Below are 12601 nucleotides of genomic sequence, written 5' to 3' on the forward strand. Positions count from 1 at the left end.
CCCCGCCCGCTTTGGGGGATATACCCGCGAAGCAAGCTGAGTCCCGAGCTTCAACTATAAAAAGGAGGGAAAAGTCTATGTCAGCAAAATCTATCATGATTCAAGGAACAGCATCTGATGTAGGGAAAAGTATGATTTGTACTGCGCTATGCCGTATTTTCTCTGATGACGGGCTAAAGGTGGTGCCGTTTAAATCTCAAAATATGGCCCTTAATTCGTTCGTAACTCAAGATGGCGGAGAAATTGGCCGTGCACAGGGTGTACAAGCAGAGGCGGCACGTGTTGTCGCAACTACGGATATGAATCCTATATTGCTAAAACCAAAGCAGGATATGGTATCGGAAGTGATTGTTCATGGCAGACATTTTTTAAATATGGATGCCAAAAGCTATCGCAATCAATTCGTACAAGAAGCGATGCCAATCGTTGAAAAGTCAGTACGAACTTTACAAAATACATATGATGTCATTGTCCTTGAAGGTGCGGGAAGCCCGGCAGAAATCAATTTGAAAGACCGTGACATAGCAAATATGCGGATGGCTCATCTAGCAGATGCAGCGGTTGTGCTAGTTGCTGATATCGATCGAGGCGGTGTATTTGCATCGATCGTTGGTACACTCGCATTACTTGACGATGCAGAACGTGCTCGTGTAAAAGGGTTGATTATAAATAAGTTTAGAGGGTTGCGTGAATTACTCGATGATGGCATTGAATGGGTAGAGCGTGAAACGGGGATTCCTGTCCTTGGAGTTGTACCGTATGTAGAGGTCAATATTGAAGCCGAGGATTCGTTAGCACTATCTTCATTGCGCTTTAAAAAGCCAAAGCCTGGGGAATTTGCAGTGGATGTGGCTATGATTCGCTTGCCGCGCATTTCAAACTTTACGGATGTTGATCCATTTTTTGATGAGCCAGAGGTTGGTGTACGATTAATTGGCAATGTCAATGAGCTTGGTACGCCCGACTTACTCATACTACCCGGAACAAAAAGTACAATGGATGATTTAGCATGGTTAAAGGCACAAGGCTTCGATCAAGCGATAGCTGAATTACGTGAACGAGGGACAAAAATTATTGGCATTTGCGGTGGCTTCCAAATGCTAGGCGAAACGTTACTAGACCCAGAAGCAGTAGAAGGAAATGGTGATTCAGCGCAAGGGCTAGGATTATTACCAATGGAAACTGTTTTCGTTGGCGATAAAAAAACAGTTCAAATGACTGGAACAAGAGGACAGGATACATTTACTGGCTATGAAATTCATCTTGGACGTACAAAAATTTTGCGTGATGAAGTTTCACCATTTTTACAGCTTGCAGATGGGCGAGTAGATGGGGCAGTAAGTGCTGATGAAAAAGTGATCGGAACATATTTCCACGGTTTATTCCATAATCGCACCTATACACGACAGCTTGTCAATGACATTCGCATGAAAAAGGGGCTTGCTGCTTTACCAAGTGATGTAAAAAGTGACGCAGAACGTAGAGAGGATGCTTACAATATGCTGGCAAAGCATGTTCGCGCTAATCTCGATATGAAAAAAGTATACGAAATCATGAATATAGAGGTACATGTATGACAAGAAAAGGACCGTTAGCTATTAACTATGAGGCATTATGGCAGGAAGGTATGAAGGACTGGCATGGCCAAATGCCTGAAAGAATGGTTAATGATCAATTAGAGGAGCAGTTTTGGGCGCAGTCAATTGCACGTAAAAAGGCTGGACAAACAGATCCTTATGCTGAGAAAATTTTTCAAGAAATAAAAAAAAGTATTCAACCTGAGGACTCGGTATTGGAAATTGGTCCAGGCTGGGGCAATTATACGTTTCCACTAGCTGATCATGTGCGAAAGCTAACTTGTGTAGATAGCTCAGAAAGTATTCTTAGCTATTTAGAAAATTGCATGGAGGATAAGCAACATGTTTCTTATATTCATGCAAAATGGGAAAGCCTTGCTGAAGATGAAGTAGAAGCGCACGATATAGTCATTGGTGTCAATTGCTTTTATCGTATGTATGACATCAAATCAGCACTTTACCATATGAATCGTCTTGCTAAAAAGCGTGCAATTATTGGCATGACAACAGGGCCGATACAGCCCCATTATGATATTTTATACGAAAAGTTTGGCTACGATATTAAATTTCCACGAAGAGATTATATAGAATTTTTAAATTTGCTATATGAAATGGATATTTATGCAGAGTGTAAAATCATCCCATTAGAACGAGTGTATGAATATGAAAGCTATGAGCAGCTTGTAACAACACAAAGTAAAAAAATATTAAATGATACTTTTAATAGAGAGCATGTTGAGGAAGCGCTCTTGCCGTTTATTGAGGAAAAGAACGGGCGTTATTATTATCGTCATGATTTCCATGCGGCACTCGTATCATGGGAACCGAAATAATTATGAAACCTTTGGACAAAACTAGTGACTGAAGTGACCCCTAAAAGTTAGACACGGTTATTTCATTAGGCAGCTTGGGTAAAATGAGTTCGGTATTGTACCGGACTCGTTTTTAATTTTGCCTTAATCCGTTTCGTATTATAGTAATTTATATATTTTTCTAATTCTATTTTAAAATGCTCTATACTTTCAAATTCTCTCATGTAAAGGAATTCAGATTTCATAATTCCAAAGAAATTCTCCATGACAGAGTTGTCGTAACAGTTTCCTTTACGAGACATACTTTGAACAATCCCTCTTGATTCTAAGGCGCGACGATATTTATTCATTTGATAATGCCAGCCTTGATCGGAATGCATGAGTAACTGGTGGTGCTCAGGTAAACGTTCGAACGCTTTGTCCAACATATCTGAAACAAGTGAATAGGTTGGTCTAGAGCCAATTGTATACGTGATAATTTCCCCGTTAAATAAATCTAAAACTGGCGATAAATAAAGTTTCTCACCGAACAATTTAAATTCTGTAATGTCTGTTACCCATTTTTCATTTGGGGCATCTGCTTTAAAATTGCGGTCTAAAATATTTGGCGCAATTTTACCAACGTTTCCTTTATAGGATTTATATTTTTTCATACGTACAACACACTTTAAACCCAGTTCTTTCATGATACGTTGCACTTTTTTATGATTCACTTTTTGCCCACGATTCGCTAGCTCGTCACGAATACGGCGATAGCCATAACGCCCTTCATGTTCTTCATAAATCGCCTTAATTTCCTCTTTTAAATCGGCATCTAAATCTGGTCGATTCATACGTTTTACTAAATCATAGTACGTACTTCGTGGAATGCCAGCGAATTTTACGAGTGCTTTCACCGGATATTTATGCCTTAATTCATAGACTACTTGCGCTTTGTCCTGTTTGGTGATTTTTCTTTGTTTTGAACTAAGGCATTCAACTTTTTTAAATACTCATTTTCCATTTCTAGTTGTTTAATACGTGCTTCAAGTGCTTCGGTAGAGCCTTCAACTGGTGCTTGTTTCGATTGTTTATTAAATTCTTTTTTCATGGATGGACGCCCCTTTTTCTTTGATTGAAGGGCATCTAATCCTTGAATTTCATATTGCTTTCTCCAAACACTAATTGTTGAAGGGGCAGGTATCTTAAAAATCGCTGCCGTTTCGTTTAAGGACGTACCATTTTCAATCATAAAATTTAGTACATCCATTTTAAACTCTAGTGTGTAATTTGTATATGGCTGAATAAAAGCTTCAACACCATTGTATTCATATTGCTTAACCCATTTAAGGATTGCTTTATTATCAGTCTCCATAGATTTAGCTATATCATAGGAACTTTCCTTTCCATTTAAGTAACGCTCAACAGCTTGTAATTTATCTTTGGCAGTATATTTTTTGACCATACAAAAACTGCACCTCCAATTGTTAGATGTGTCTAACAATTGGGGCGCAGTTCACACCAAAGGTTTTTTTTATTGGGGGCGATAGGGTACAATAAAGCGATATAGATATAGAAGTGAGGTGGCATATGTGCAACTACATTTTTTAGGAACAGGCGCAGGAATGCCTTCAAAGGACCGAAATACAAGTGCCCTAATGGTAAAGCTTTTAGATGAAGTGGGAGAAATGTGGCTTTTTGATTGCGGGGAGGCGACCCAGCATCAAATTTTGCATACATCGTTAAAGCCAAGAAAAGTAACGAAAATATTTATTACACATTTACACGGTGACCATATTTTTGGATTACCTGGCTTTTTAAGCTCTCGTTCATTTCAAGGTGGGGACGAGCCATTAACGATATTTGGCCCCCAAGGTTTACAACAATGGATCGAGCAAACCTTAGCCTTGTCAAAGACGCATTTAACATATCCTATACAATTTGTTGAAATTCATGAAGGTATTATTTTTGAAGATGAACATTTTACAGTAAGTGCAAGTGAATTGCGACATGTAGTTCCATGCTTTGGCTACCGTATTGAGCAAAAGGATTTGCCAGGCGAACTGTTAATGGAAAAAGCACAGGCTCTTGGTGTTCCAAAAGGTCCATTGTTAGGACAATTAAAAGCTGGGAAAGATATTGAGCTTGCGGATGGCACCGTTGTTTATGCGAAAGATGTTGTCGCTCCACCCAAAAAGGGCTTTACGCTCTCTATTTTAGGAGATACTAAATACTGTCCAGAGGCTGTTTCATTAGCTAATGGAGCTGATATCGTTATTCACGAAGCAACCTTTGATGGTACTACGACAGATTTAGCCGCGAACTACGGGCATTCTACAAATGTCGAAGCGGCAAAGGTGGCACACCAAGCAGGAGCAAACTATTTACTTCTGAATCATTTAAGTGCCCGCTTTTTACCATATGATTTACCGGAATTTTTAGCAGAAGCACAGAAGGTTTTCCCACAAACCTTCCTGACATCCGATCAATCCGTCTTTACTTGGAATAACAACAAATTAATTTAATCAAAAACATAAAGTACCTTTTAGATGACGCTACATTTAAAGGGTACTTTTCTTTATTCAGTGTATGTTTTCTGTGCGAAAGCGAAGCGACAGTTACAAATGCTTTCATAGCGAAACACACCCACATTTTGGGGTGAGCCATTTTTTCTCTTCTTAAGAAAGAGGAGAGTTAGCAATAATTATCGATATAATTCAATAATTTGACTGGCTATATACTCGGAGCTAAAGTGAACCCCGTTTCTGAGCCACCACATGATAATCCCAAGTATTGAAGATGCGAGAATATCCATTGATAGAGTTGTGTTAGTACTATCAGAGCCTTCACTTTTACGTTGTATGACAATTAAGTCCTTTAATGTCATATGCATTTTTCTATTGAAACCAGGGTGCTCAAATAGAACAGCTAAAATTTTTCTATGCTTATAAAAGTAATCTAAAAACGTAATTAATTGTTCTTGATTATTTAAATTATCAATTTGTAAAGTTGGAGATATTTCCGACAACAAGTCGTCGAAAATATCATAAACCAGCTGCTTTAATAAATCGTTAATATCTAAAAAATGTAAATAAAAAGTTGCTCGATTTAGCTCTGCGCGTTGGGCTATTTTTTGTACTGTAAGTTTCGAAATATCTGGGTTTTCAATCAAAATATCTACGACAGCTTCTTTAAATACTCGTTTAGAGCGAATAGCTCGAGGGTCTTGCTTTTTTTGTGTAGTCAATTTAATTCTCCTTTATCTATTAAATACAAATTTAATTAATAGTATTTTAAATTTTGTTGTTTAATTGACACTTCTTGAAAAATTGTAAATAGGCACCGAAAAATAAAAATGTTATTATCTATTTTATTGACATTGTGTTAATAAAACAAGTGGGAAGAGGAATAAATTAATGTCGGAATCAATAAATAAAAAAGTACTGTTAACAGTACTTATTTTAGGGTGTTTTTTATCTACACTAAACCAAACATTGTTAAACGTTGCTTTAAGTAATTTAATGGACGTATTTTCTGTTTCTGCTACAACCGTTCAGTGGCTATCTACTGGCTTTATGCTAGTAAACGGGGTGCTAGTCCCTATTACAGCATACTTAATGAAACGTTTTTCAACACGCCAATTATTTATAAGTTCAATGCTGTTTTTATTATTAGGCTCTATTTTTTGTGCAGTAGCTCCGAACTTCGCGACTTTACTAATAGGTCGTATGATTCAAGCCATAGGAGCTGGAATTATTATGCCATTGCTAATGAGTATCGTAATGGTTATTTTCCCTCCTGAAAAAAGAGGAAGTATGATGGGCTTAATTGGGCTAGCTATTATTTTCGCTCCAGCAATTGCGCCAACATTAGCAGGTTTCGTTATAGATTATTATTCATGGCGTTGGTTATTTATCGGAATAATCCCATTTGTCGTGATCATTATATTTATGGCAATGAAATATTTAATTAATGTTTCAGAGACAGCAAAACCGAAGTTAGATGTATTAAGCGTTATTTTATCAACAATTGGCTTTGGTCTTATTTTGTATGGTTTTAGTAATGCAGGAAGCCATGGTTGGGATGATAAAGTAGTAATCGCTTCTATACTTGTGGGGATAATGACTACGGCAATATTCTGCCTACGCCAAATTAAATCTGATGATCCACTTCTTAACTTATCTGTTTTTAACAATAAATTATTTACGTTAACGTCTATCATCAACATTATTGTCACAATGATGATGTATGCGGATATGATTTTATTACCAATATATTTGCAAAATGGAAGAGGGTTTACGGCATTAGATGCTGGTTTATTATTATTACCGGGTGCACTTGTAAATGCCTTTATGTCTCCAGTAACAGGAAAAATGTATGACCGCTTTGGTGCAAAGCCGTTATTTATTATCGGTTTGATTTTTGTTATTCCTTCAATGTGGGTTGTAACAGATTTAACAGAAACAACAGCCTATAGCTTTTTAATAATACGTACCATTTTTCTACGTATAGGGTTGAGTTTTATTACAATGCCCTTAAACACAGCTAGTTTGAATGCCTTACCTAAGACACTTGTCACACATGGTACAGCAGTGAATAATACATTACGCCAAATTGCAGGTGCAATTGGATCTGCAGTCGTTATTACAATTTTTACAACACAAACGACAAACCATGCGAAAACATTGCTAGTAGAAACACCAAATGCTACGGCTGAAGGTATTCGCACACTTGCTTCCATCTTAGGCTCAAGTGATGCCTATTATTTCATGACAATCTTAGCTATAATTGCATTTGTTTTAACTCTATTTGTTCCATCTAAAAATAAGTTTAAACAACAAGCATAATGATTAAGCACTCAAAGAACAACTTTAAAGAGCCTTTCTACAATAAAATGTAGGAAGGCTCTAATTTTTTTAACAAATACAAAGTAATTATAGTTGTAGAACGGAAATTTGGAAAATAAAAGAATTATAATGCGGTTAATAGTATATTTTTGTATAATTTAGTAAAGGGGAGTGGTTTATATGAATCAGCAAAAAATGCCACCAGCACTATTGCGTTTAATCGTTATTTTTCCCAATGTGCTGAGCTATTTATTACTATTTGGACTAATTATGTTTGTTATCTCAAATTATGACACATTAAAAGCAACGGATAACTTAACAGTTTGGCTTATTTTTATTATAGTACTTGCACCAGCCGCTGCCTATACGACATTCAGCATTGTCAAGAAAATTCGCGCTGGACAAATGTAAGATAAAACAAAAAGTGTATTCATTTCATTAAATAATGGATACACTTTTTAGATTTAAATAGAACAACAATTGATATGAAGTATATGTTGTTAGAAATTACATTCATTTTGTGAAAAGATGCTTTATGAACAAAGCTTGCCTTTATTCACTAGTATTTTCTTTTACTGCAATTGCAATGGAAGTTGATGTCTCTTTTGTTTAAGGAGTCTCTGTAATATTTTCCAGTCATGTCATTGGGCTTGATCTTTAACTTTCCTTATTAATATCGCTAACCTCCATCTCTAAAGTATCTTCACTTCTAATAGGTAAGTTGTAATCACTAATTATTTTGTGAAGGTGTTTAAGTTCTTCCGTGCGAGAATAAAATATCAAGCATCGTTTTTCCGTAATTCAAAGTCCTCACTTATATGACAACCCCTTAATATTTTAGACTTAGTGATTAGTCATCCAATTAACTTTTGTATTGCTCATTTTTTGATTTTATATTTAAAAAGTAACCATTTCTGACAATATTCAACTTATAATGTCAGTATTTGTTGAACGATTTTTCAAATCATTTGGTAAATTGAAGGTTTTAAAAGACATAAACCTCGAGATAAATAAATTAGAAGTAGTTGTTTTAATTGGAGCCAGTGGTTCAGGAAAAAGCACTTTGTTACGTTGTATGAATTTTTTAGAGATATTAGATGAGGGTACTATAAGCATCAACGATGAGATTATTGATATAGAAAAAACTAATTTAAATAGTGTCAGAGAAAGTATGGGCATGGTATTTCAACACTTCAATTTATTTCCGCATTTAAGTGTTTTACAAAACATAACTGAAGCGCCAATTCAGGTGAAAAAACAAAGTAGCCTGCCATCAACGTTCGGTTCATATAGTCCGAGAAAACATTAAAATTGCGAAAAGTTTCCTCTTTTTTTGTTTGTAAGATCAAGAAGGCTGCATTTTCGAAAAAATTGGCATAATGAAATATCTATCTACAACAAATCATACATGATAAGAAAGCTGTATAAGATGAATAAACGAATACAAGACGAATAAAATAATTCCATTTAGAGAAACTAAAAAATAAATACATAATAAATTTGAAAAGAGGGGTGTTGTTTGTGGATCCAATAAATTGCGATTTTTCACCAATGAAACAAACATTAAAGGAAGAGCTTCTGCAGGTTATTATTTCATTACAGCAAAATGTAGAAGCAATGGATACTAATACAAACTGTCTTCTTGGGAATTTTGAAAAAATTAAAGAGAAATTTGTAACGATTGAAATGAAGGCCGCAACATTTTATTTGAATTGCTATCTTTCCCCATTTACTGAAAAATATCCTGAGCTTTCGCATTGCGTACAAAATATGTCTAAAAGAAGACACGGTGGACTAATTGTTATTGAACGGGAGGATACTGTGGCATCTATTATACAGCCTGGTATTCATATTGGAGCGGAAGTAACGCATTCCTTATTAGAATCTATTTTTTTTCCGGGAAATCCACTGCATGACGGCGCAGTTTTAATAAGCCAAAATTTAATTAAGTCAGCAGCAAATGTACTGCCACTGTCAGATAGATATACGGGGGAAAAGAAATTAGGCACAAGACATCGAGCAGCATTAGGGTTAAGTGAAGTAAGTGATGCGCTTATCATGGTAGTGTCTGAAGAAACAGGGAGAATTTCATTTGCTTTTAAAGGAAACTTATATCCAATTACGACGCATGGCATTATATAGTGTGAGTTCTTCACACTGAAAAATATCTCGAATTCAAGATATTTTTCTTGCTCATTTATCATTTGCGTAGTAAAGTGATAAATGAGAGGAGGAGGAGGAAGCTATGCGAAAACACACGCTCGGATCACTGACATGGATTCGGATGATGCGCTTTACAAATCAAAGTAATCAGCTATCCAATGAGTTTTTAAAGCGCTTTGACTTAACAACTGCACAATTTGATGTTCTTATACAAATAAAGACATATGCACCGTTAACGCAATCACAGCTAGCGGAGAAAGTGACAGTGACGCAAGGTGGTATGTCTCGGATGCTTGCTCGTCTTGAAAAAGAGGGACTTATTGAACGTAAGCAAAATTGGAAGACCAAGACAATCTCACTGACAGCTAAAGGGGAGCAGATGATTGATACGGCAACACCATGTCAGTTACAATTTCAGTCTTCATTTTTTGAAGAAGTATTAACAGAAGAAGAAATGAAAACTTTAAATACACTAATGACAAAATTAGAAAAGCATAGTCGTGAAAAAAAATCACCGCCAGCGTGATTTTTTTCACTATCACTTGCTTAGTCAATTGAAAACGAGGAGGAAAAATTCATGAACAAATTAAGCGGACATCATCATATATCAATGCTAACAAAAAACGGTAAACGTAATAATGATTTTTATACAAAAATTCTCGGCTTACGTCGTGTAAAGAAAACAGTTAACCAAGATTCGCCTTCCATGTATCACTTATTTTATGGAGACTTAACAGGAGCTGCAGGTACAGAATTAACATTTTTTGAAATGCCCGTAGCAGGACGAACAGTTCGAGGAACAAATGCTATTACACGTATTGGCCTTTTAGTGCCAAGTTATGACAGTCTGCAATATTGGAAAAGTCGTTTTCAACAGTTAGAGGTTGAACATAGTGAAATAACAACTTATGCAGGTAAAGATGCATTGTTTTTTGAGGATCATGAAGGGCTACGTATGGTGCTATTAAACAATTATGATCACGAAACACCAGCTCATTGGCAACCATGGGACGGCTCTGATATCCCGGCAGAACATCGGATTTTAGGGATGGGTACAGTTGAAATAACAGTTCGTTACTTGCTACGGACTGTAAGCTTATTGAAAGAGCTATTTAACTACACAGTAGTTGCAGAAAGTGAAAAAGAAGTAGTATTGCAATCCATTTCTGGTGAAGTATTTGGAGAAATCGTTGTACAAGAATTAGAAGGGCCAAGTGAGAAACCTGGTCGTGGTAGTATTCATCATCTTGCACTACGTGTCGGAACAGTGGAGGAATTACAACAATGGGATGTCAAAATTAAGGAGCAGGGCTTTGATAGTACAGGCATTGTGGATCGTTATTATTTCCAAAGCCTTTATTTTAGAGACCGTAATGGGATTTTATTTGAAATGGCAACAGATGGCCCAGGGTTTACAGTTGATTCGGCAATAGAGGATCTTGGAAAAGAACTTGATCTTCCGCCATTTTTAGAAGAAAAACGTGCAGAAATCGAAGCTATTTTAGAGCCACTAGATTAAGGAGAGATTGTAATCATGGAAAAATATCGCATTGATCAATCGAAAGGCATTGAATTTGGCCTATATTCATTAGGGGATCATATTCCAAATCCATTAACAGGTGAACGTATTTCGGCTCAGCAACGAATTCAAGAGCTAATTGAAGCAAGCCAGCTAGCAGAACAGGCAGGCATTGATGTATTTGGTGTTGGCGAAAGTCATCAATCGTACTTTACGACACAGGCACACACAGTTGTTTTAGGAGCGATTGCACAAGCTACATCAAAAATTAAATTAACAAGCTCCGCGACGGTACTAAGTGTTTCTGATCCAGTACGCGTATATGAAGATTTTGCGACGATTGATTTAATTTCAGATGGACGTGCGGAAATAGTCGCAGGGCGTGGCTCTCGAGTTGGTGCATATCAATTACTAGGCGTTGATTTAAAGGACTATGAAGAAATTTTTGAAGAAAAATTAGAGCTGCTGAAAAAAATAAATGACAATGACCTTGTCACTTGGGAAGGACAATTCCGTACTCCACTTCACAATGCGCAAATTTTACCACAACCTAAAAATGGATCATTGCCAATTTGGCGAGCTGTCGGTGGACCACCTGCTAGTGCCATAAAAGCGGGTTATATGGGCATTCCAATGATGCTAACGACATTAGGTGGTCCCGCAGCTAACTTTAAGCCATCTGTAGATGCCTACCGAGAAACGGCGGAGCGAAGTGGCTTTGATCCGAAAGAGCTACCGATTGCTACAACAAGCCTATTCTATGTTGCTGATACGACTCAAGAGGCACTACAAGGGATGTATCCTCATTTAAATGGGGGATTCCAAGCAATTCGTGGCGCGGGTTATCCGAAGCAACAATTTGCACAAGCGCCAGATACACGAGACGCCTTAATGGTTGGAAGTAAGGAACAAATTATTGAAAAATTACTGTACCAATACGAGCTCTATGGTATGCAGCGATTTATGGCACAAATTGATTTTGGCGGTGTGCCATTTGATAAATTAATGAAAAATATTGAGATTATAGGGAACGATATTTTACCTGCAATCAAAAAATATACAGTTAAATAAGGAGTGCTCAGCATGAAAATTGTTGCACTGGCTGGTTCAATTGTCGGCTCAAAAACTAAAACAGCTATCAATAAAGTGGTTGAAATTTTACAAGATAAATATACAGAGCATGAAGTTACGTTACTAGATCTAGCTGAGTACAAGATGGAATTTAGTGATGGACGAAATTATTTTGAATATGATGGGGATACAAAATATGTGACCGAAAAAATTATGGCTGCAGATGCGATTGTCATAGGAACACCAACATTTCAAGCTTCGATTCCAGCAACGCTGAAAAATATTTTTGACTTACTACCTGTCAATGCCTTTCGCGATAAAGTAGTGAGTATAGTTGTCACAGCAGGTACATCGAAACACTATCTAATGATCGAACAACAATTAAAGCCAATTCTAGCTTACATGAAAGCTCACATCGTCCCAACATATGTTTTTATTGAAGAAAAGGATTTTTTGCGGAAGGAAATTGTGAATGATGATGTTCTGTTTCGCCTTGATCGCTTAGCTGAAGATACAGTGATGGTAGCCGATGCGTTTGCAGAAATTCGTGCTAAAAAAGATGCGGAATATGATTTTTAGAGAATACTAATTTTACTAAAATTTAAACGCTGCATAAGAGCGAAATCTTACGCA

General features: G+C 36.6%; 12 protein-coding genes and 1 pseudogene. 11 read left to right on the plus strand and 2 right to left on the minus strand.

The features are described 5' to 3' along the window. Window positions 1–77: 77 nt before the first annotated feature. Both ACZ11_RS05535 and ACZ11_RS05540 read left to right on the plus strand, forming a co-directional pair. Entirely contained in the window at window positions 78–1577 is a 1500-nt protein-coding gene (locus ACZ11_RS05535; RefSeq protein WP_049664377.1) for a cobyric acid synthase, read from the plus strand. Beyond that, window positions 1574–2410: a class I SAM-dependent methyltransferase gene (locus tag ACZ11_RS05540; protein ID WP_049664378.1), complete on the plus strand. Its 837-nt coding sequence runs from the start codon at window positions 1574–1576 to the stop codon at window positions 2408–2410. The genes ACZ11_RS05535 and ACZ11_RS05540 overlap by 4 nt, the downstream gene beginning before the upstream one ends. 65 nt (window positions 2411–2475) lie before the next feature. Here ACZ11_RS05540 and ACZ11_RS24935 read toward each other — a convergent pair. Further along, window positions 2476–3833 (minus strand): IS3 family transposase gene (locus tag ACZ11_RS24935; protein ID WP_134008815.1). Its coding sequence is split into 2 segments (ribosomal slippage): window positions 2476–3362 and window positions 3362–3833, totalling 1359 coding nucleotides; the frame shifts between segments, so codons are not numbered across the junction. 127 nt (window positions 3834–3960) lie between these two features. Between ACZ11_RS24935 and rnz the strand changes: the two genes are divergently transcribed. Next, window positions 3961–4893 (plus strand): ribonuclease Z, encoded by a 933-nt coding sequence (rnz, locus tag ACZ11_RS05555; protein ID WP_049664379.1) that lies wholly within the window; start codon window positions 3961–3963, stop codon window positions 4891–4893. Between the two features lie 179 nt (window positions 4894–5072). Here rnz and ACZ11_RS05560 read toward each other — a convergent pair whose 3' ends face one another. Further along, a complete protein-coding gene (locus ACZ11_RS05560; RefSeq protein ID WP_049664380.1) occupies window positions 5073–5615 on the minus strand; it encodes a TetR/AcrR family transcriptional regulator in 543 nt (180 codons plus the stop codon). Between the two features lie 169 nt (window positions 5616–5784). Here ACZ11_RS05560 and ACZ11_RS05565 point away from each other — a divergent pair, with 169 nt between their 5' ends. The 8 genes and pseudogenes from ACZ11_RS05565 (at window position 5785) to ACZ11_RS05600 (ending at window position 12547) form a co-directional block, all read left to right on the plus strand. Then, window positions 5785–7215: a DHA2 family efflux MFS transporter permease subunit gene (locus tag ACZ11_RS05565; RefSeq protein ID WP_049664382.1), complete on the plus strand. Its 1431-nt coding sequence runs from the start codon at window positions 5785–5787 to the stop codon at window positions 7213–7215. Between the two features lie 180 nt (window positions 7216–7395). After that, window positions 7396–7626 carry a hypothetical protein gene (locus tag ACZ11_RS05570; protein ID WP_049664384.1) on the plus strand — a complete coding sequence of 77 codons (231 nt, stop codon included), beginning with the start codon at window positions 7396–7398 and terminating at the stop codon, window positions 7624–7626. A 523-nt stretch (window positions 7627–8149) separates the two neighbouring features. Next, window positions 8150–8473: pseudogene (locus tag ACZ11_RS05575) on the plus strand (ATP-binding cassette domain-containing protein); the annotation flags it as partial. 263 nt (window positions 8474–8736) lie between these two features. Next, window positions 8737–9357: a sporulation-specific diadenylate cyclase CdaS gene (gene cdaS / locus ACZ11_RS05580; protein WP_082172686.1), complete on the plus strand. Its 621-nt coding sequence runs from the start codon at window positions 8737–8739 to the stop codon at window positions 9355–9357. 103 nt (window positions 9358–9460) lie between these two features. Then, window positions 9461–9904 (plus strand): MarR family winged helix-turn-helix transcriptional regulator, encoded by a 444-nt coding sequence (locus ACZ11_RS05585; protein WP_049664385.1) that lies wholly within the window; start codon window positions 9461–9463, stop codon window positions 9902–9904. 51 nt (window positions 9905–9955) lie between these two features. After that, the gene (locus tag ACZ11_RS05590; RefSeq protein ID WP_049664387.1) at window positions 9956–10897 is read left to right on the plus strand and encodes a ring-cleaving dioxygenase; all 942 of its coding nucleotides are present in this window, start codon (window positions 9956–9958) and stop codon (window positions 10895–10897) included. A 15-nt stretch (window positions 10898–10912) separates the two neighbouring features. Beyond that, complete coding sequence (locus ACZ11_RS05595; protein WP_049664388.1) at window positions 10913–11968, plus strand: LLM class flavin-dependent oxidoreductase; 1056 nt, start codon at window positions 10913–10915, stop codon at window positions 11966–11968. Window positions 11969–11980: 12 nt separating this feature from the next. Continuing rightward, window positions 11981–12547, plus strand: coding sequence for an NADPH-dependent FMN reductase (locus tag ACZ11_RS05600; RefSeq protein ID WP_049664390.1), 567 nt, complete (start codon window positions 11981–11983; stop codon window positions 12545–12547). Window positions 12548–12601 lie beyond the last annotated feature (54 nt).

This window comes from Lysinibacillus xylanilyticus (genome assembly GCF_001183605.1).
GTDB lineage: Bacteria > Bacillota > Bacilli > Bacillales_A > Planococcaceae > Lysinibacillus > Lysinibacillus xylanilyticus.

What these genes read in the sequence shown, in the direction of transcription:
- ACZ11_RS05535 (WP_049664377.1), top strand. Translation starts at nt 78, where the DNA reads ATGTCAGCAAAATCTATCATGATTCAAGGAACAGCATCTGATGTAGGG.
- ACZ11_RS05585 (WP_049664385.1), top strand. Translation starts at nt 9,461, where the DNA reads ATGCGAAAACACACGCTCGGATCACTGACATGGATTCGGATGATGCGC.
- ACZ11_RS05595 (WP_049664388.1), top strand. Translation starts at nt 10,913, where the DNA reads ATGGAAAAATATCGCATTGATCAATCGAAAGGCATTGAATTTGGCCTA.
- ACZ11_RS05565 (WP_049664382.1), top strand. Translation starts at nt 5,785, where the DNA reads ATGTCGGAATCAATAAATAAAAAAGTACTGTTAACAGTACTTATTTTA.
- ACZ11_RS05590 (WP_049664387.1), top strand. Translation starts at nt 9,956, where the DNA reads ATGAACAAATTAAGCGGACATCATCATATATCAATGCTAACAAAAAAC.
- ACZ11_RS05600 (WP_049664390.1), top strand. Translation starts at nt 11,981, where the DNA reads ATGAAAATTGTTGCACTGGCTGGTTCAATTGTCGGCTCAAAAACTAAA.
- ACZ11_RS05540 (WP_049664378.1), top strand. Translation starts at nt 1,574, where the DNA reads ATGACAAGAAAAGGACCGTTAGCTATTAACTATGAGGCATTATGGCAG.
- ACZ11_RS05570 (WP_049664384.1), top strand. Translation starts at nt 7,396, where the DNA reads ATGAATCAGCAAAAAATGCCACCAGCACTATTGCGTTTAATCGTTATT.